The 19,525-nt window shown below is 73.7% G+C and carries 16 protein-coding genes; 10 read left to right on the top strand and 6 right to left on the bottom strand.

Annotated features, from left to right (window positions below; genetic code table 11):
• Positions 1-91: 91 nt before the first annotated feature.
• Both disA and radA read right to left on the bottom strand, forming a co-directional pair.
• Positions 92-1,216: a DNA integrity scanning diadenylate cyclase DisA gene (gene disA / locus AC069X_RS36900; RefSeq protein WP_361607860.1), complete on the bottom strand. Its 1,125-nt coding sequence runs from the start codon at positions 1,214-1,216 to the stop codon at positions 92-94.
• A gap of 292 nt (positions 1,217-1,508) precedes the next feature.
• Positions 1,509-2,924 carry a DNA repair protein RadA gene (radA, locus tag AC069X_RS36895; protein ID WP_478735901.1) on the bottom strand — a complete coding sequence of 472 codons (1,416 nt, stop codon included), beginning with the start codon at positions 2,922-2,924 and terminating at the stop codon, positions 1,509-1,511.
• Positions 2,925-3,314: 390 nt separating this feature from the next.
• Between radA and AC069X_RS36890 the strand changes: the two genes are divergently transcribed.
• Positions 3,315-5,066, top strand: coding sequence for an RNA polymerase sigma factor (locus tag AC069X_RS36890; protein WP_478735899.1), 1,752 nt, complete (start codon positions 3,315-3,317; stop codon positions 5,064-5,066).
• 71 nt (positions 5,067-5,137) lie between these two features.
• On the opposite strand, the gene AC069X_RS36885 is transcribed toward AC069X_RS36890, so the two are convergent.
• Entirely contained in the window at positions 5,138-5,938 is an 801-nt protein-coding gene (locus AC069X_RS36885; protein ID WP_478735897.1) for a DUF3109 family protein, read from the bottom strand.
• 61 nt (positions 5,939-5,999) lie between these two features.
• Here AC069X_RS36885 and AC069X_RS36880 point away from each other — a divergent pair, with 61 nt between their 5' ends.
• Positions 6,000-6,926, top strand: coding sequence for a Ppx/GppA family phosphatase (locus AC069X_RS36880; protein WP_478735895.1), 927 nt, complete (start codon positions 6,000-6,002; stop codon positions 6,924-6,926).
• A gap of 819 nt (positions 6,927-7,745) precedes the next feature.
• Here the strand turns inward: AC069X_RS36880 and AC069X_RS36875 are convergent.
• Entirely contained in the window at positions 7,746-8,585 is an 840-nt protein-coding gene (locus AC069X_RS36875; RefSeq protein ID WP_478735893.1) for a hypothetical protein, read from the bottom strand.
• Between the two features lie 66 nt (positions 8,586-8,651).
• Here AC069X_RS36875 and AC069X_RS36870 point away from each other — a divergent pair, with 66 nt between their 5' ends.
• The 3 genes from AC069X_RS36870 to ilvD all read left to right on the top strand — a co-directional run bounded on the left by AC069X_RS36870 (position 8,652) and on the right by ilvD (position 12,065).
• On the top strand, positions 8,652-9,476 hold the full coding sequence (locus AC069X_RS36870) for a sugar phosphate isomerase/epimerase family protein (protein WP_478735891.1): 825 nt from the start codon (positions 8,652-8,654) through the stop codon (positions 9,474-9,476).
• Positions 9,473-10,090, top strand: a complete 618-nt coding sequence (locus AC069X_RS36865; protein WP_478735889.1) for a TetR/AcrR family transcriptional regulator — start codon at positions 9,473-9,475, stop codon at positions 10,088-10,090. Before AC069X_RS36870 ends, AC069X_RS36865 begins: the two co-directional genes overlap by 4 nt.
• Before the next feature lie 124 nt (positions 10,091-10,214).
• Complete coding sequence (gene ilvD / locus AC069X_RS36860; RefSeq protein ID WP_478735887.1) at positions 10,215-12,065, top strand: dihydroxy-acid dehydratase; 1,851 nt, start codon at positions 10,215-10,217, stop codon at positions 12,063-12,065.
• Between the two features lie 51 nt (positions 12,066-12,116).
• Here the strand turns inward: ilvD and AC069X_RS36855 are convergent, their stop codons facing one another.
• Complete coding sequence (locus AC069X_RS36855) at positions 12,117-14,252, bottom strand: serine/threonine-protein kinase (protein WP_478735885.1); 2,136 nt, start codon at positions 14,250-14,252, stop codon at positions 12,117-12,119.
• A 106-nt stretch (positions 14,253-14,358) separates the two neighbouring features.
• Between AC069X_RS36855 and AC069X_RS36850 the strand changes: the two genes are divergently transcribed.
• The 5 genes from AC069X_RS36850 (at position 14,359) to proC (ending at position 17,828) form a co-directional block, all read left to right on the top strand.
• Complete coding sequence (locus AC069X_RS36850) at positions 14,359-14,658, top strand: peptidase (RefSeq protein WP_478735883.1); 300 nt, start codon at positions 14,359-14,361, stop codon at positions 14,656-14,658.
• A 78-nt stretch (positions 14,659-14,736) separates the two neighbouring features.
• Positions 14,737-15,270 (top strand): hypothetical protein, encoded by a 534-nt coding sequence (locus tag AC069X_RS36845; RefSeq protein WP_478735881.1) that lies wholly within the window; start codon positions 14,737-14,739, stop codon positions 15,268-15,270.
• Positions 15,271-15,380: 110 nt separating this feature from the next.
• Positions 15,381-16,193 (top strand): ABC transporter ATP-binding protein, encoded by an 813-nt coding sequence (locus AC069X_RS36840; RefSeq protein ID WP_478735879.1) that lies wholly within the window; start codon positions 15,381-15,383, stop codon positions 16,191-16,193.
• Positions 16,190-16,927: an ABC transporter permease gene (locus AC069X_RS36835; protein WP_478735877.1), complete on the top strand. Its 738-nt coding sequence runs from the start codon at positions 16,190-16,192 to the stop codon at positions 16,925-16,927. The genes AC069X_RS36840 and AC069X_RS36835 overlap by 4 nt, the downstream gene beginning before the upstream one ends.
• Before the next feature lie 91 nt (positions 16,928-17,018).
• Entirely contained in the window at positions 17,019-17,828 is an 810-nt protein-coding gene (gene proC, locus AC069X_RS36830; RefSeq protein ID WP_478735875.1) for a pyrroline-5-carboxylate reductase, read from the top strand.
• A 66-nt stretch (positions 17,829-17,894) separates the two neighbouring features.
• On the opposite strand, the gene trpS is transcribed toward proC, so the two are convergent.
• Complete coding sequence (trpS, locus tag AC069X_RS36825; RefSeq protein WP_478735873.1) at positions 17,895-18,893, bottom strand: tryptophan--tRNA ligase; 999 nt, start codon at positions 18,891-18,893, stop codon at positions 17,895-17,897.
• Positions 18,894-19,525 lie beyond the last annotated feature (632 nt).

Raw genomic sequence — 19,525 nt, 5'->3', positions numbered from 1 at the left:
GCAGCCATCTGGCACAACCGAGCCGACGGACGCCCGGTCACCAGGTCACTGATCGCCTACGACCACTGACCAGCACTTCGGACTTACTCGTCTAGACGTAGCGCTCCAGGATCGAGGACTCCGCCAGGCGGGACAGTCCCTCCCGGACGCTCCGCGCCCGCGCCTCCCCGACCCCGTCCACCGTCTGGAGGTCGTCCACCGACGCCGCCAGCAGCTTCTGCAGCCCGCCGAAGTGCTCCACCAGCCGCTCGATGATCGCCCCCGGCAGCCGCGGCACCTTCGCCAGCAGCCGGTACCCGCGGGGCGACACCGCCGAGTCCAGGGTCTCCGGCGAGCCCGTGTACCCCAGGGCCCGGGCCACGATCGCCAGCTCCAGCAGTTCCGGATGCGTCAGCGCGTCCAGCGCCGGCAGCGCCTCCTCCACCGTGCGGGAACGCTTCGCCGTCGGTTCCGGAACGTAGTCCCGGATCACCAGCTCCCGCTCCTGCTCGATGCCGACCGTCAGCTCGTCCAGCTGGAGCGACAGCAGTCGTCCGTCCGTGCCCAGTTCGACCACGTACTCGGCGATTTCCGTGGCGATCCGGCGAACCATTTCCAGCCGCTGCGCGACGGCGGTGACGTCGCGGACCGTGACCAGGTCCTCGATCTCCAGCGCCGACAGGGTGCCCGCGACCTCGTCCAGCCGCAGCTTGTACCGCTCCAGCGTGGCGAGGGCCTGGTTCGCGCGCGACAGGATCGCCCCGGACTCCTCCAGGACCCGCCGCTCCCCGTCCACGTACAGCGCGATCAGCCGCATCGACTGCGACACCGACACCACCGGGAAACCGCACTGCTTCGAGACGCGGTCCGCCGTGCGGTGACGGGTGCCCGTCTCCTCCGTCGGGATCGACGCGTCGGGCACCAGCTGTACGCCGGCCCGCAGGATCTTGGTGATGTCCTTGTCGAGGATGAGCGCCCCGTCGAGCTTGCACAGCTCGCGCAGCCGGGTCGCGGTGAACTCCACGTCCAGCACGAAGCCGCCGGTGCACATCGCCTCGACGGCCTTGTCCATGCCGAGGACGATCAGGCCGCCCGTGTTGCCGCGGACGATCCGCTCCAGCCCGTCGCGCAGGGGCTGACCAGGCGCGACCGCGCTCAGCGAAGCGCGCATCAACGCCTCGTGCTTGGAGCTCGCGCCGGACTTCCCGGGTGCTGCTGCCCCGTCCTTGGCTGCCACTGCACTCCTCCGGTCGCGGGTTGCGCCGCCGCGTACGGCCGGGCGGACCAGCACAAAGTCTACCGGCGCACGCTGCGCGCCCGCCGGGGCTTGGCCCGTACCGCCGCCAGGAGGGCCCGTACGGGCCCCGCGGCCCGGCCGTCGGGGTACCCCCGCCGGGCGCCCCGTCCGGCTCCCGTCAGGCCGTCGTCCGGACGCCGTCGGGGCCCGGCGGGCCGCTGACCTGCCGCTGGACCCGGCTGCGGAGGGATGGATTCCGCCGACTGGCCCCCGACGGGCCCCCGCCGGGGTCCTACTCCGCCGCCGCCCGCTCCCTGGCCGGCGTACGCGAACGCCCGCGCGGCAGGACCCGCAGCGCGTCTCCCATGTCCGCCACCTCGGTCACCTTCATCCCCGCCGGCACCTTCCCCGGGTCCGCCGGGACCAGCGCGTGCGTGAACCCCAGCCGGTGCGCCTCGGCCAGCCGCCGCTGGACGCCGGTCACCCGCCGCACCTCGCCGGCCAGGCCGACCTCCCCGATGGCCACCAGGTTCTTCGGCAGCGGCACGTCGCTCGCCGCCGAGGCCAGGGCCAGCGCGATCGCCAGGTCGGCCGCCGGCTCCGTCAGCTTCACCCCGCCCACGGTCGCGCTGTAGATGTCCCGCTTGCCCAGCGCGGTGATCCGGCCGCGCTGCTCCAGCACCGCCAGCATCATCGAGACGCGCGAGGTCTCCAGGCCGGAGGTGGTGCGGCGCGGGGAGGGGATCTGCGAGTCGACGGTGAGCGCCTGCACCTCGGCCACCAGCGGGCGCTTGCCCTCCAGGGTCACGGTCAGGCAGGTGCCCGGTACCGCCTCGGCGCGCCGGGTCAGGAACAGCCCGCTGGGGTCGGCGAGCCCGGTGATGCCCTCGTCGTGCAGCTCGAAGCAGCCCACCTCGTCGGTGGCCCCGTAACGGTTCTTCACGCCGCGCACCAGGCGCAGCCGCGCGTGCCGGTCGCCCTCGAAGCTGAGCACCACGTCCACCAGGTGCTCCAGCAGGCGGGGGCCGGCGATGGCGCCGTCCTTGGTGACGTGGCCGACGAGGAGGGTGGCCATGCCCCGCTCCTTCGAGGCGCGGATCAGGGCGCCCGCGACCTCGCGGACCTGGGCCATGCCGCCGGGGGCGCCGTCGATCTCGGGGGAGGCGATGGTCTGTACGGAGTCCAGGACCAGGAGGGACGGGTTGACCTGGTCGAGGTGGCCGAGGACGGCGGACAGGTCGGTCTCGGCGGCGAGGTACAGGTGGTCGTTGAGGGCGTTGATCCGGTCGGCCCGCAGCCGCACCTGGCTCGCCGACTCCTCGCCGGTGACGTACAGGGTGCGGTGGTCCCCGGTGGCCGCCTTCGCCGCGACGTCGAGCAGCAGCGTCGACTTGCCGACGCCCGGCTCGCCGGCCAGCAGCACGACCGCGCCGGGGACGAGGCCGCCGCCCAGGACGCGGTCCAGCTCGTCCACCCCGGTGCTGCGGGCGGTCGCGGTCTTGCCGTCGACCTGGGCGATGGGCAGCGCGGCGGCGGAGACGCGGCCCGCCGCGGTGGTGCGCACGGCGGGCGCGCCCATCTCCTCGACGGTCCCCCACGCCTGGCATTCGGGGCAGCGGCCGAGCCACTTGGCGGTGGTCCAGCCGCACTCGGAGCAGCGGTAGGAGGGCCGGTCCTTGGCGGACGGGCGAGAGGTACGGGCAGCCATGCGGCCCACGGTAGCCGCCGCCACCGACAACCGGTGCGGCCCGTCGTCAGGGCCGCTGTCAGCGGAGTGGCGATCTGTTCACCCTTAAGGGCTAAAACCCCGGAAGGCTTCCGGAGCGTTACCGGCGTGCCGCCTACGGTTCGCCGAGTGAAGAGCAGCGACCAGGGAGACCCCGTATCGCGCACCGGCGCACACCCGGCGCACAGGCGCACGCCCGAAGCGGACTGGACGGGTCCGGCAGGTGGGACGGGCGGGGCGGGGGATACGCCTGTTGCCGGTGGTGCGTCCTTTGGGGTAGGGGAGGCGGCCGGTGCGGGGGGTGCCGGTGGTGCGGGTGGTGCCGGTGGTGCCGGTGGTGCTGCCGGGGGCGGGGGTGGCGCCGGAGGCGGTGTGGGTAGTGCCGGCGGTGCAAGTGGTGCTGCCGGGGCGGGTGCCGGCCGTGGTGCTGCCGGGGACACCGTGGCGTTCGAGTTCCCCGCGCCGGCGCCGGAGCCCCCGCCCTTGCGGCACGAGCCCTACCTCGACGGGCTCTTCACGTACTGCCTGTCGGTCCTGTGCGACCACGATGCCGCCACCGACGTGCTCGGCGACGTCCTCGCCGTCGCCGAGCGGCACCCCGGCCGATGTCCCGACGAGGGCGACAGGCGGGCCTGGCTGTACGCCCTCGCCCGCTGGGCCTGCCTGCGCCGGCTGGCCGAGCAGCGGCGCGTGCGGCAGGGGGCGCATTCCGCCCGGCGCACGCCGGGGCACATCGACCCCGACCGTGCGCCCCAGGCGCACCGCCCGCTCGACGTGAGCGCGTACCGCCGCACCGAGCTCGCCCGGCTCGCCTGGCCCGAAGCCGCCGGCACCACCCCCGAGCAGCGCGAGGCCCTCGAACTCGCCGTCCGCCACCGCCTCGCCGTCACGGAACTCGCCGCCGTCCTCGGCACCGCCCCCGCCAGCGCCGGGGACCTGCTCGCCGGCGCGGCCTGCGAGGTCGAACGCACCCGCGCCGCCCTCGCCGTCGTCGAGACCGCCAACTGTCCAGCCGTCTCCCGCATCACCGGCGACGACGGCGACGGCCAGGTCCTGCTGTCCACCACCCTGCGCGCCGAGCTCGTCCGCCACGTCGACGACTGCCCGCGCTGCCGCCGCGTCGCCGAACGCGTCGGCGCCGGCGCGCCCTGGCCCGGCTCCGGCGGCATCAACGCGGCCCTCCCCCTCGTCCCCGCCCCCCGCACCGCCGTCCACGCCGCCATGCTGCGCTCCGGCCGCCGCCGCGGCGGCCGCCCCGGCCTGCGCTTCGACCGGACCGGCTTCCCCATGGACCCCAAGGACCGCGCCGCCCGCCGCGACCGGCTCCGGGCCCGGGCCGTGACCACCACCGTCGTGGCCACCGTCGTCGCGGCGCCCGTACTCGCGCTGTGGGCCGCGTACCGGGGCGCACCCGCCACCGGCGAACCCGTCGGGGGCGAGGGCACCCGGATCTCGGCCAGCGAATCGAAGATCCCGCCCCCGTACGCCGCCGGCCGCCCCCTCACCGCCTACGACAACCCCGGCAACACCGCCCACACCACCGGCGAGCCCGGCTTCGCCCCCGGCAGCGAAGCACCCGACGTCTCCGTCCGGGTCATCAGCGCGGGAGCCCCCGCCACCCCCGAGGCGGACGGCCCCGGCGCCCCGGGCCGCCTCACCGTCGCCGCCACCACCCGCGGCGCGACCACCCTGCTCACCCTCACCGCCGCCGGCGGGAGCCCGGTCGACTGGCGGCTCTGGTCGGACGCGCCCTGGCTGCGGGCCAGCCAGACCGCGGGCACCCTCGCCCCCGGAGAATCGGTCACCCTCCGGATCACCGTCGACACCGCCGCCCAGCCCGTCGGCGCCTGGACGGCCCGCGTCGGCGTCGACCCCGGCGGCGCGGTGATCTCCCTGCACGGCCGCGGCCGCCCGGCCCCCACCACCGAGCCGACCCCGCCGGCCCCGGAACCCACCCCGACCCCGACTCCGACCCCGCCCGCTCCGGACCCCACGCCCACACCGACCCCGCCCGACCCGGACCCGACACCGACGCCGCCCACCCCCACCCCGACGGACACCGCGACCCCGGCGCCGCCACCAGGAGGAACGGTTTCCCCCGACCCGGGGGCATCGGGCGGGTGAGGTGAGGGGGGCTTCGGGCGGGTGCGGGCCGAGGAGGGTCCTGGGCGGGGCGGGGCGGGGCGGGGCGTTCGTTACGCCGGGTCCGCCGGGTGCGGGGCCATCGGGAGCAGCGAGGCCAGCCGCGCCTCGCACAGCTTCACCAGCTCCCCGTACCCCTCCTTGCCCATCAGCTCCGTCAGCTCCGCCCGGTACGACACGTACACCGGCTCACCGGCACCGTGCGCCGAGGTCGCCGACGTGCACCACCAGTGCAGGTCGTGGCCGCCCGGGCCCCAGCCGCGCCGGTCGTACTCGCCGATCGACACCTGGAGGACGCGGGTGTCGTCCGGCCGGTCGATCCAGTCGTACGTCCGCCGGATGGGCAGCTGCCAGCACACGTCCGGCTTCGTCTCCAGCGGCTCCTGGCCGCTCCGGAGCGCCAGGATGTGCAGGGAGCAGCCCGCGCCGGCCGGGAAACCGGGCCGGTTCAGGAAGATGCAGGCGCCGTCCCAGCGGCGGGTCTGCTTCTCCCCGTCGTCGTCGAGCTGGGTCCAGCCGGACTCGCTGCCCACGTCGTGGAACTGCCACAGCTCCGGCGTGAGGCGGGCGACGTGCTCGGCGACCCGCTTCTCGTCGTCCTCGTCGGAGAAGTGCGCCCCGAGGGTGCAGCAGCCGTCGGAGGCCCGGCCCGCCTGGATGCCCTGGCAACCGCTGCCGAAAATGCACGTCCAGCGGGAGGTGAGCCAGGTCAGGTCGCAGCGGAAGACCTGCTCCTCGTCGGCGGGATCGGGGAACTCCACCCAGGCCCGGGGGAAGTCGAGCCCCTTCTCGTCCGACACCTTGTTCTTCTTGGTCTCGGTCTTGCTCTTGCCGGCCTTCTTCGTATTTGGCACAAGCCCAGCCTAAGCGCCCCTTCCTCCACCGTTCCGCGTTCGGCCCAGTAGCGTTTCCCGTATGAGACTCGGTGTCCTTGATGTGGGTTCGAACACGATCCATCTGCTGGTGGTGGACGCGCACCCCGGCGCGCGCCCGCAGCCCGCGCACTCGCACAAGGTGCAGCTGCGGCTCGCGGAGCTCCTCGACGAGCACGGCGCGGTCAGCCCGGAAGGCGTCGAACGCCTCGTCTCGGCGATCGCCGACGCCGTGCAGGCCGCCGAGGACAAGGGCTGCGAGGACGTGCTCCCCTTCGCGACGAGCGCGGTGCGCGAAGCCCCGAACGCCGACGAGGTCCTCGCCCGGGTCAAGGCCGAGACCGGCGTCGAGCTGCCGGTGCTCAGCGGCGAGGACGAGGCCCGGCTGACGTTCCTGGCGGTCCGGCGGTGGTTCGGCTGGTCGGCGGGGAAGCTGCTGGTCCTCGACATCGGCGGCGGCTCGCTGGAGATCGCGTACGGCATCGACGAGGACCCGGACGCGGCCGTGTCGCTGCCGCTGGGCGCGGGCCGCCTCACCTCGGCCTGGCTCCCGGGCGACCCGGCGGACCCGGCGGACGTGAAGGCGCTGCGGCGGCACGTGCGGGCGCAGATCGCGCGGTCGGTCGGCGAGTTCAGCCGTTTCGGGGCGCCGGACCACGTGGTGGCGACGTCGAAGACCTTCAAGCAGCTGGCCCGGATCGCGGGCGCGGCCCGCGAGGCCGACGGCCTGTACGTGCAGCGGGACCTGACGCGGAAGTCCCTGGAGGAGTGGGTCCCCCGCCTGACGGCGATGACCACGACCGAGCGCGCCGCGCTCCCGGGCGTCTCGGAGGGCCGCGCGGCCCAGCTGCTGGCGGGCGCGCTGGTGGCGGAGGCGGCGATGGACCTGTTCGGGGTGGACGACCTGGAGATCTGCCCCTGGGCCCTGCGCGAGGGCGTCATCCTCCGCCGCCTGGACCACCTGCCGTAGGCGTACGCGACCTCCGGCGCGGGCCCGCTATCTCCCCCTCGACCCCCCGGGGCCGGGCGGTGGCTGCCCACCCGCCCCCGGGTGCGGGTGGGTGGGTCAGGGGGCGGTGGCCCCTTGGGCCGGGTTGGGGAGGGGCTGGGGGTTTCCCGTCAGTCCCATCGTCGTTCCGTGTCGTGCCGGCCTGTCAAGGGCGCTCCCTTCGGTCGCGTCACTTCGTGATCGCCTTCGGCGACCCTTGACAGGCCGTCCCGCCCCGGAAAGCCGAAAGACTGCCGGGAAGCCCCCAGAAGAACGGTCACGGGGCAGGAGAGGCAGGAGCGGGTCCGTCAGCGATGCGGGAGGGGCTGGGCGCCGGCCCGCCGGGCACCCGGGCCCCCAGACCCACCTGCGGAGCACCCGGGCGCGACCACCGGAGAGCACCTGGGCCGGGTCGACCGGTGATCTGCGGGTGGTCGATTCGTCGGGGACGCGGAGGGCGACGGCAGGGCGCTCGGCGCGCACCCACATGTACGCGGAGGAACCGATGAACCGGCGTGGCCCCCGTCCCCGTCGACCGTGAGGTCCAGGAGACCGGCGTTGCTGTAGGCCGTGCCGAACGGGGTGAGGATCCGTCCCCCGGTGTCGGGGGCCGAGACGGACGAGGTGAAGTCTCCGGCGCTCGGCTTCGGGGGTGTGTGGCCGTCGTTCAGTCGGATGTCCTCGCCGACGGGCCGGTTGCGGCGGGCGTTGTCGAGCAGGCAGCGCTGGCCTTCGGTGGCCGGCTCGCGCCGAAGTTGGCGAGCAGTTCCCGCGGGACGGTCACCGCGCCCTCGCCCGGGGTCAGATGGTCGAGCTGGTCGCGTTCGGCGGGGTCTTCGACGCGCTCGCCCTGGACGACGTAGCTCCCGTGCCGCCGTCGGCGCCGTGCGCCGTGCCCGCCGCTTGCCACGCCTGTGGGTTGTGGCGGTGGTTGGTGTGGCCCGCCGCGAGGACCGTGCGGAGTTGGGGGAGGTGTTCCGTCGTCGGGGAGAGGGGGAGGGTGTCGAGGAGGGTGAGGGCTTCGGCGGGGTGGAGGTCGCCGTAGAGGTCGTGGTAGCTCGCGCGGAGGGCCCGGAAGAGGGGCTCGTGGAGGGCGGGGAGGCGGGCCGCCGTCGTGTAGGTGGCGCGCTTGGCGTCCCACGGGACCGGGCCCGAGTCGGCGAGGACGCGGGACGCGCGGCGGAGGGTGGCGGGGGTGGGGGATGCCGTGATGGCTTCGATGTCGTCGCCCAGGACCTCCGCGAAGGCCGTGGCGGAGGTGGTGCGGTCCTCGAACCAGTCGACCCAGAGGGAGTAGCGAACCTGTTCCGGGTCGCGTTCGCCTTCCAGGGCCGCGCGGTAGCCGTTCCAGAGGGGGGCCGTGGGGCGCGGGCCTCCGTACAGGTCGCCGTGGAACGTGAAGCGCATCTCGCAGGTGATCCAGTACGCGTCGAGGAGTTCCAGCAGGCCGAAGGCCATGTCCGCCTGGGCGGTCTCCGTGAGGTCGTCGTCCGTGAAGACCTCGGCGGAGCGGGAGTGGGCTATGTCGTTCGCGGTGAAGAGCCGGCCCGGGTGGTCGGTGTCCGTCCAGCCGTCGGTGGTTTCCACCACGCCCTGGGCGGCCAGCCAGCGGCGGGCTTCGGCCATCATCCCGGTTTCCATTCGAAAAGTATGACGAAAGTGCCGCCACGTACGTTCCGCCGGGGAGGGGCCCCGTAATCTGTCACCGTGGCAGATCCGCTCCGTATTCCGAACAGCCGGACCCCGAAGGTCGCCCTGTCAACCGCCTCCGTCTACCCGGAGTCCACGGCGACCGCCTTCGAGATCGCCGCCCGTCTCGGGTACGACGGGGTGGAGGTCATGGTCTGGACGGACCCGGTGAGCCAGGACGTCGAGGCGTTGCGCCGCCTGTCGGACCACCACCAGGTGCCGATCCTCGCCGTGCACGCCCCCTGTCTGCTGATCACCCAGCGCGTGTGGTCGACCGATCCGTGGACCAAGCTCCAGCGGGCGCGGTCGGCGGCCGAGCGGCTGGGCGCGTCGACCGTGGTGGTTCACCCGCCGTTCCGCTGGCAGCGGCAGTACGCGCGGGACTTCGTCAGCGGGATCTGGCGGATGGCGGACGAGACGGATGTGCGGTTCGCCGTCGAGAACATGTACCCGTGGCGGTACCGGGACCGCGAGATGCTCGCGTACGCGCCCGAGTGGGACGTGACGAAGGACGACTACCGGCACTTCACCGTCGACCTGTCGCACACCGCCACCGCCCGGACCGACGCCACCGCGATGATCGACCGGATGGGTGACCGGCTGGCCCACGTCCACCTCGCCGACGGCAACGGCTCGGCGAAGGACGAGCACCTCGTCCCCGGGCGCGGTACGCAGCCCTGTGCCGAGCTGCTGGAGGGGCTGGCCCGGAGTTCCTTCGACGGACACGTGGTCATCGAGGTCAACACGCGGCGCGCGATGTCCTCCGCCGAGCGCGAGGCCGATCTCGCCGAGGCGCTGGCCTTCACGCGGGCGCACCTCGCCAAGCCGGCCGGGCGCCGGTGACCGAGCCCGTGAAGCGGCGGCGCGGCCCCGGCCGGCCGCGCCAGGACGAGGCGGACGAGGGCCCCGGCACCCAGGAGCGGATCCGGCTCGCCGCCCGTGAGGTGTTCGCGGAGCGCGGGTACGACAAGACGTCCGTGCGCGGCATCGCGAAGGTGGCCGGGGTGGACCCGGCGCTGGTGCACCACTACTTCGGCAGCAAGGACGACCTGTTCGCCGCCGCCGTGGAGGTGAGCCTGGAGCCCGCCCTCGTGGTTCCGGCCATCCTCGGCGAGGGCCCCGACGGCATCGGGGAGCGGCTCGTCCGCTACTTCCTCGGGGTGTGGGAGAACCCGGTGACGCGGGCGCCGCTGCTCGCCGTGATCCGGTCGGCGCTGACGCACGAGGCCGCCGCGAAGGTGCTGCGCACGCTGGTGCTGCGCCGGCTGCTGGAGCGGATCGCCGCCGATCTGGACGTCCCGGATCCGACGTTCCGGGCCGAGCTGGCCGCCTCGCACATGGTCGGCATCGCGATCCTGCGGTACGTCGTCCGGGTCGAGCCGCTGGCGTCCGCCGATCAGGAGAGCATCGTCGCCCTGGTGGCTCCAACGCTGCAGCGCTACCTGACCGAGGAGTGACCCGCCCGTCCCGGCATCCGGACGAGGTGTCCGGATCGCGGGCGGTGGGCGTAGCCTCGTAACCGAGCCATATCCGCAGTCGCGGCTGATCGCGTACAGCCGCACTCATGGGGAGTGAAACCGCATGCCCGAGCTGAGGTCCCGCACCGTCACCCACGGCCGCAACATGGCAGGCGCTCGTGCGCTGATGCGCGCGTCGGGCGTAGCGAGCGAGGACATCGGCAAGCCGATCATCGCGGTCGCCAACTCCTTCACCGAGTTCGTCCCCGGCCACACCCACCTGGCGCCCGTCGGCCGCATCGTCTCGGACGCCATCCGCGCCGCCGGCGCGATCCCGCGCGAGTTCAACACGATCGCCGTCGACGACGGCATCGCCATGGGCCACGCCGGCATGCTGTACTCCCTGCCCTCCCGCGACCTGATCGCGGACAGCGTGGAGTACATGGTCGAGGCGCACTGCGCCGACGCCCTGATCTGCATCTCCAACTGCGACAAGATCACCCCCGGCATGCTGATGGCCGCGCTGCGCCTCAACATCCCGGTCGTCTTCGTCTCCGGCGGCCCGATGGAGGCCGGCCAGGCGACCCTGGTCGACGGCACCGTCCGCAAGCTGGACCTGATCGACGCCATGGTCGACGCCTCCAACGAGAATGTCTCCGACGAGGACGTCCTGCGCATCGAGGAGAACGCCTGCCCGACCTGCGGTTCGTGTTCGGGCATGTTCACCGCCAACTCCATGAACTGCCTCGCCGAGGCCATCGGCCTGGCCCTGCCCGGCAACGGCTCGGTCCTCGCCACGCACACCGCCCGCCGCGCCCTGTACGAGGACGCCGGCCGCACGGTCGTGGAGATCACCAAGCGCTACTACGAGGGCGGCGACGAGTCCGTCCTGCCGCGCAACATCGCCTCCCGCGAGGCCTTCGAGAACGCCATGGCCCTCGACATCGCCATGGGCGGCTCGACGAACACGATCCTGCACCTGCTGGCCGCCGCGCAGGAGGCGGGCCTGGACTACGACCTCAAGGACATCGACGCCGTCTCGCGCCGCGTGCCCTGCCTGGCCAAGGTCGCGCCGAACGTCGCGCCCGGCGGCACCTACTACATGGAGGACGTGCACCGCGCCGGCGGCATCCCCGCCATCCTCGGCGAGCTGCACCGCGGCGGACTCCTGAACAAGGAGATCAGCACCGTCCACTCCAAGGGCCTGGACGACTGGCTCGCCAAGTGGGACGCCCGCTCCGGCACGGCCACCGAGGAGGCCATGGAGCTGTGGCACGCCGCCCCCGGCTGCAAGCGCTCCGCGACCGCCTTCTCCCAGTCCGAGCGCTGGGAGACCCTCGACCTCGACGCCGAGGGCGGCTGCATCCGCTCCGTCCAGCACGCGTACTCCAAGGACGGCGGCCTCGCCGTCCTGCGCGGCAACCTCGCGGTCGACGGCTGTGTCGTCAAGACGGCCGGTGTCGACGAGTCGATCTGGACCTTCGAGGGCCCGGCGGTCGTCTGCGAGTCGCAGGACGAGGCCGTCGACAAGATCCTCCGCAAGGAGGTCCAGCCGGGCGACGTCGTCGTCATCCGCTACGAGGGCCCGCGCGGCGGCCCCGGCATGCAGGAGATGCTCTACCCGACCTCCTTCCTCAAGGGCCGCGGCCTCGGCAAGGTCTGCGCCCTGGTGACGGACGGCCGCTTCTCCGGCGGCACCTCGGGCCTGTCCATCGGCCACGCCTCCCCGGAGGCGGCCTCGGGCGGCGACATCGCGGTCGTCCGGGACGGCGACCGGATCCGCATCGACATCCCGAACCGCTCGATCGAGCTGCTGGTCTCCGACGAGGAGCTGGCCGCCCGCCACGCGGCCCTCGGCGGCGTCTACGCCCCGAAGGACCGCGAGCGCACGGTCTCCGCGGCCCTGCGCGCGTACGCGGCGATGGCCACCAGCGCCGACAAGGGCGCGGTCCGCGACGTCACGAAGCTCGGCTAGGGGGCAACACCCCCCAGGGCCCGTACTGACGGGCGACCCCGCCGGAGTGGCTCACCACCCGGCGGGGTTCCGCGTTTCCAGGGCGAAGACGGTCCCGTCGGGGGCGGAGGCGTAGACGCGGCCGTCGGCGACGACGGGGGCGGGGAGGGTGGCGGCGAAGGTGCCCTGGGCGGCGGCCATCCGGGGTCTGGTCTGGCCCAGGAGCCTGCCGGCGGCGGCATCGACGGCCAGCAGTCTCCCGTCCGACGACGTCAGGTAGACGCGGGCGTCGGCGGCGACGGGCCGGGACGCGAACGCCGCACCCGTCTCCAGCCGCCACTGCTCCTTCTCGGGGCCGACCGCCACGAGCCCGCCCCTGGTGCCGAAGGCGTACACCGTTCCGTCGGTCCCCACGGTCGCGTCCGCCTCGTACAGCGGAGCCGACAGCTGGACCCGGCGCACGGTGCGGGTCGCCGCGTTGACCCGCACGACCCCGACCGCCTTGTCACCCGAGTCGCTCTCCAGCAGGTGTACGGCTCCGCGCGCCACTCCGAGCGGCCGCAGGTGTCCGGACGCCCGCGTCTGCCACCGCACGCCCCCGGTCGCGGGATCGACCTCCGTCAGCTGCGTCGACCTGCCGTCGGCGTCCACCGACGCCACGTGGAGCACCGGTGCTCCGGACGCCCCGGGTCCGCCCCACCACACGGATCCGGTACCGCCGATGCGCTGCGTCCACCGCTGGGCTCCGCTCGCGGCGTCGAGGCCGGTGACGGCGCCGCCCGCCGCCACGGTCAGCGCGTACGGGCCCGCGGTGACCACGCGGGTGCCGCCGGGCAGCTTCCGCTGCCAGCGTTCCGCACCCGTGGCGGGGTCCAGGGCCCGGAGCAGTTCGCTGCCGGGTGCCACCACGAGGACCAGCCCGCCCGCGTGCAGGGGCGCGCTGCCGGCCGTCACGCCCTGGCTCGGGGTGTTGGCGTGGACCGTCCACCCCGTCGAGCCGTCGGCGGGGTCGAGGCGGGTGGCGGCCACCCCCCGCCCCGAGCAGAACAGGCCGCCGGCCCCGGCCGAGCAGGACATCGGGGGCGCGCCCGCCGGGGTCGCCCACGGCGCGAAGCCCTTGCCGGACCCGCCGGCCCCGCCGGGCCCGCCCGACGCGTGGGCGGCCGGCTGCTCCGGCGCCCCGGCACCGGGGCCCCACCACAGCCAGCCCCCCGCCGCCCCCGCCGCGAGCAGCACGCCGATCCCGGCCGCCAGCAGCGCGGGCCCGCGCCGGCGGCGGCGCGGGGGCGGCTGGTCCGCGGGGATCCGCTGCCGCTGGTGCGTGACCTCCTCCCGCACCGCGACGGGCCTGCGCGGCTGCGGTATGAACGCCTGGGTGTCCTCGGTGGTGGTCGGGTACGCGACGGCGCGCATCTCCGCGATCAGCGCCTCGGCGGTCGGCCGCTCCGCCGGATCCTTCGCCAGGCAGCGGGCCACGATCGGCACGAGCCGGGCCGGGAGCCCCGTCAGATCGGGCTCGCTGTGCACGACCTGGTACGCGACGAGGTAGTGGCTGTCGGAGTCGAAGGGCCCGCGCCCGGTCGCGGCGTGCACCAGTACCGCGCCCAGCGCGAACACGTCCGCGGCCGTCCCGACCTCCCGCGGCCGCTGGAACTGCTCCGGCGCCATGAACGGCGGCGTCCCGATCAGCTTCCCCGTCTCCGTGCGCAGGTCGCTGTCGGCCGGGCGCGAGATGCCGAAGTCGATCACCCGGACCCCGTCCGGGGCCATCAGCACGTTGCTCGGTTTCAGGTCCCGGTGCACCACCCCGGCGCGGTGGATGTCCCGCAGGGCCTCCGCCAGCCCGGCGGCGAGCCGGGTCAGCTCGACGGGGTCGAGCACGTGCTCCCGTACCCGCTCGGACAGGGTCGGGGCGTCGATGAAGAGGGTGGCCATCCAGGGCCGCTCGGCATCCGGGTCCGCGTCCACCACCGGGGCGGTGAAGGCCCCGCTCACCCGCCGCGCGGCCGCGACCTCCTGCCGGAACCGTGCCCGGAACTCGGGATCCACCGCGTGCTGGGCGTGCACGACCTTGACGGCGAGCTTCAGCCCGGAGCTGGAGGTGGCCAGGTGGACGACGCCCATGCCGCCGGAGCCGAGCACGGATTCGAGCCGGTACTGACCGGCGTATTCCGGAAACCCGGCGTAGTCCGCGTGCAGCGACCGCACCGCTCACCACCCCCGCCGGAGCCTAGTCGATGGCCCGTGGGAACATCCAAGGGCTTGCTGCCCTGCGCGCGTTGCGCAGAGCAACACCCATGGGGGGAGATTTCACATGTCCGTAGAGAACGATTCCAGCCAGGTGCAGAGCCTCGCCGGTGACGCCGGCCCCACCTTCCCGACCGCGCCCGGATACCGGGTGAACGTGCGCAGCGGACCGGGCACCAACTACGCGATCATCGACGCCATCCCCGTCGGCGGCTACGTCACCATCCGCTGCCAGTGCCCCGGCACCACCGTGTCCGGCCCGTACGGCACCACGGACCTGTGGGACTGCATCGGCAACGGCCGCTTCGTGTCCGACGCCTACGTGAAGACGGGCACGGACGGGTACGTCGCCCCCCGCTGCGGCTGACCCGGCCCCGGCCCGGTCACCGTTCCGCCACGCGAGACACCCCCGGCGGGTCCGGCCCGCCGGGGGATAATCGCCGGTGTGAACGACGAGCAGCAGCGAGACGAGAACACGCCCGCCGGACCGGCCGCCGCCGGACCGGCCGCCGGCCCGCAGCCCGAGCCGATCCGGTTCTTCGGCACCACCTGGGTGAACCACGACAACGGCTACGCCCTGCGCCGCGCCGGCGTGGCCGCCGGGTCGCTCGCCGCCGCCGTCATCGGCGCCTACCTGCTCCGCCTGGCCTACGAGGGCCTGGAGATCGGCGACGTCGGCGCCTTCCTCAGCATCTCCGTCGTCGTGCTCTTCGCGATCTCCAGCGCCATCGCCTTCGCCAAGACCTGGGAGTCCTTCGGCCGCCGGCCGCGCCCGTCGTCCGACGAGGCCGCCCTCAAGGGCCTGAAGACGATCGGTTTCATCGGCTCCCTCCTCGCGTACTTCCTGCGCAGCCTGACCGAGGCCCCCGGCGAGAAGCTCCACCGCACCGAGTACGAGCGCGCCGTGGCCGAATCCGACCGCCGCCGCAGCGCCCGTACGGGCAACCCGGCCGCGCGCCGCCCCAAGCGCAAGAAGTAACGCGCTCCCCCGGCCCTCCGCCCGCGCCCCGGCTCCTCGCCCCCGCCCGGGGATCCCTCGTACGCCGTCCTCATTGACGCCCCGGCACAGCCGGGAGCATTATTCATCACATGATGAATAACCAGCCGGAGGAGCCGCCCCCTCCCGCCGTCCACGCCCACGGCCTCACCGTCCGCCGCGGCACCGGCCGCCACCCCCGCACCGTCCTCGACGCCATCGCCTTCACCGTCCCCCGCGGCCGCATCACCGGCCTCCTCGGACCCTCCGGCTGCGGCAAATCCACCCTCATGCGCGCCGTCGTCGGCACCCAGGCCCACGTCACCGGCACCCTCGACGTCCTCGGCCGCCCCGCCGGCCACCCCGGACTCCGCTCCCGCATCGGCTACGTCACCCAGGCACCCTCCGTCTACGACGACCTCACCGTCCGGCAGAACCTCGACTACTTCGCCGCCGTCCTCGACCCCGGCCGCACCGCAGCCGCCCGCCGCCGCGCCACCGTCGAACGGGCCATCACCGACGTCGACCTCACCAGCCGCGCCACCGCCCTCGCCGGCAACCTCTCCGGCGGCCAGCGCAGCCGCGTCTCCCTCGCCGTCGCCCTCCTCGGCGCCCCCGAACTCCTCGTCCTCGACGAACCCACCGTCGGCCTCGACCCCGTCCTCCGCCGCGACCTGTGGAACCTCTTCCACGACATCACCGCCCGCCGCGCCGCCACGATCCTCGTCTCCTCCCACGTCATGGACGAGGCCGAGCGCTGCCACGACCTGCTCCTCATGCGCGACGGCCGCATCCTCACCCAGGACACCCCCGAAGCCCTGCGCACCCGCACCGGCTCCGCCACCGTCGAGGAAGGCTTCCTCCGCCTCGTCGACGCAGCCAACGCCCGAGCCGGAGAAGAACCGATCAGGGAGGCCCGGCGATGAACGGCGCCCGCACCCTCGCCACCGCCGCCCGCGTCCTGCGGCAGCTCCGCCACGACCCGCGCTCCCTCGCCCTGATGCTGCTGGTCCCCGTACTGATGCTCACCCTGCTGCGCTACGTCTTCGACGGCAGCCCCCGCACCTTCGACGGCATCGGCGCGTCCCTCCTCGGGATCTTCCCCCTCATCACGATGTTCCTCGTGACCTCGATCGCCACCCTCCGCGAACGCACCTCCGGCACCCTCGAACGCCTCCTCGCCATGCCGCTCGGCAAGGGAGACCTCATCGCCGGCTACGCCCTCGCCTTCGGCGCCGTCGCCGTCGCCCAGTCCCTCCTCGCCACCGGTCTCTCCCTCTGGCTCCTCGGCCTCGACGTCGTCGGCTCCCCCTGGCTGCTCCTGCTCGTCGCCCTCCTCGACGCCCTCCTGGGCACCGCCCTCGGCCTCTTCGTCTCCGCCTTCGCCGCCTCCGAGTTCCAGGCCGTCCAGTTCATGCCGGCCGTGATTTTCCCGCAGCTGCTCCTGTGCGGCCTGTTCGCGCCCCGCGACACCATGCAGCCCGCACTCGACGCCCTCTCCGACGCCCTGCCCATGTCCTACGCCGTCGACGGCATGACCCAGGTCCTCACCCACACCGACATGACCGCCGACTTCGTCCGCGACACGGCCGTCGTCGCCGGCTGCGCCCTCCTCGTCCTCGCCCTCGGAGCCGCCACCCTCCGCCGCCGCACACCCTGACCACGGAGCGGACACCCCCTCGCCGCGACCCGCACGGGTGCAAGGATGAGGGCGTACGTCCTGAAGGTTCGTTCGGCGAGGTGAATCGGGCATGACCCAGACAGTCGCAGTCCTCGGTACCGGCAAGATCGGCGAGGCCCTGCTCAGCGGGATGATCCGCGGCGGCTGGCCGGCCGCCAAACTGCTCGTCACCGCCCGCCGCCCCGAGCGGGCCGAGGAACTCCGCACCCGCTACGGCGTCGAGCCCGTCTCCAACGCCGAAGCCGCCAAGCGCGCCGACACCCTCATCCTCACCGTCAAGCCGCAGGACATGGGCAAGCTCCTCGAAGAGCTCGCCCCCCACGTCCCCGCCGACCGCCTGGTCATCAGCGGCGCCGCCGGCATCCCCACCGCCTTCTTCGAGGAGCGGCTCGCGCCCGGCACCCCCGTCGTCCGCGTCATGACGAACACCCCCGCCCTCGTCGACGAGGCCATGTCCGTCATCTCCGCCGGCAGCCACGCCACCGCCGCCCACCTCCAGCACGCCGAGGAGATCTTCGGCGGCGTCGGCAAGACCCTGCGCGTCCCCGAGTCCCAGCAGGACGCCGCCACCGCCCTCTCCGGCTCCGGACCCGCCTACTTCTACTTCCTCGTCGAAGCCATGACCGACGCCGGCATCCTCCTCGGCCTGCCCCGCGCCCAGGCCCACGACCTCATCGTCCAGGCCGCCATCGGCGCCGCCGTCATGCTCCGCGACAGCGGCGAACACCCCGTCAAGCTCCGCGAAGCCGTCACCTCCCCCGCCGGTACGACGATCAACGCCATCGTCGAGCTGGAGAAGCACGGCGTACGCGCGGCCCTGATCGCCGCCCTCGAAGCGGCCCGCGACCGCAGCCGCGAACTCGCCACCGGCAACAGCTGACGCGGAGAAGGAGGGGCGGCCCACATGCCGCAGGGCCTGCCGGGCCTGCCAGGCCGCCCCTCCCCTTCACGGAGCCAGCAGCCCGATGGCCCCGTACGCCCGGTCCACCACCGGCGCCGCGATCGCCCGGGCCCGGCCGGCCCCCTCGCGCAGCACCCGCTCCACCTCGCCCGGATCGCCCGCCAGCGCCGCGTGCCGCTCCCGCAGCGGCCGCAGCAGCTCCACCACCGCCTCGGCGACGTCCCGCTTCAGCGGCCCGTACTGCGCGTACCCCTCGGCGAGCCTCTCCGGCTCTCCGCCCGTACAGGCGGCCAGGACGTCCAGCAGGTTCGCCACCCCGGGCCGCGCGGCCCGGTCGTAGACCACCCCGCCGTCCCCGCTGTCGGTGACGGCCCGCATGAACTTCCGGGTGATCACCTCCGGCTCGTCCAGCAGATAGACGACCCCGGCGCCGTTCGCACTGGACTTCCCCATCTTCGAAGTCGGGTCCTGGAGGTCCATGACGCGCGCCCCCACGGCCGGCAGCGTCGCCCGGGGCACGGTGAAGGTCTGCCCGTACCGCTGGTTGAACCGCACCGCCAGGTCCCGGGTCAGCTCCACGTGCTGACGCTGGTCCTCACCCACCGGCACCGCGTCCGCCGCGTAGGCCAGGATGTCCGCCGCCATCAGCACCGGGTACGTCAGCAGCGACAGCCGTACGCCCTGACCGGACGCCTCGGCCTTCGCCGCCTTCTCCCGGTACTGGATCATCCGCCGGAGCTCCCCGTCGGTGGCGGTGCACTCCAGCAGGTAGGACAGCCGGGTGTGCTCGGGGACGTGGCTCTGCACGAAGAGGGTGCACCGCCGCGGATCCAGCCCGGCGGCGAGGAACAGGGTCGCGGCCTGCCGCGTCAGCCGCCGCACCCGGGCGGGATCGTGTTCCACGGTGAGCGCGTGCAGGTCCACGACGCAGAACAGCGCGTCGGCGGGCGCGTGCTCGGCCGCGACCCACTGCCGCAGGGCCCCCAGGTAGTTGCCCAGCGTCAGGTGTCCGGACGGCGTGATCCCGCTGAAGATCCTCGTCATGTCTGCTGCTCTCCCTGTGGGTGGTGAGTGGTGGTGTGTCCCGCGGCCACCGCGTCGGGCGACCGAGCCACTCCCGGGAGGGGAGAAACAGAAACGGCCGCCGTGGCGGCGGCCGTGAGCGCATGCGTGCTCGCGTGGAAGGTCGGCCGCCGTCAGGCGGCCCACCAGCGGAGGCTGAGCGTGAGCGCATGCGTAGTCATGGGGGCCAGCGTAGACCCGGGGACATGAGCGGCGCGTGAAGTTTCCTGGCCGGTCGCCCGCCGGTCAGCCGGGGGTTGACACAGGTGTGCCCGATCCGTAAGGTTCTTCGAGTTGTCCGACGTGAGCGCCGACCCCGGTCGGTCCCCGGACAGCCATCCCGCACCACACATTCGAACGAACGACGCACTCCGTCGGCTCGTTTTCATGCGTATTTGCGAATGAGGAATCCGCGTTCCAGGACGCAGCCGCCGATTGGCTTCGGGGGCAAGGAATCCGCTACTGTCTCACTCGCCGGAAGGGCCCAACAGCCCGGAACGCAAATCCCGCTGACCGGGAGTCAGGCCCGAAAGGATCTGATAGAGTCGGAACCGCCGGAAAGGGAAAGCGCGAAAGCGAAGGACCTGGAAAGCAAGCGAGAAAGACTCTGATAG

This window comes from Streptomyces sp. NPDC043896 (genome assembly GCF_056435605.1).
This window is presented reverse-complemented; position numbering and strand designations above follow the sequence as displayed.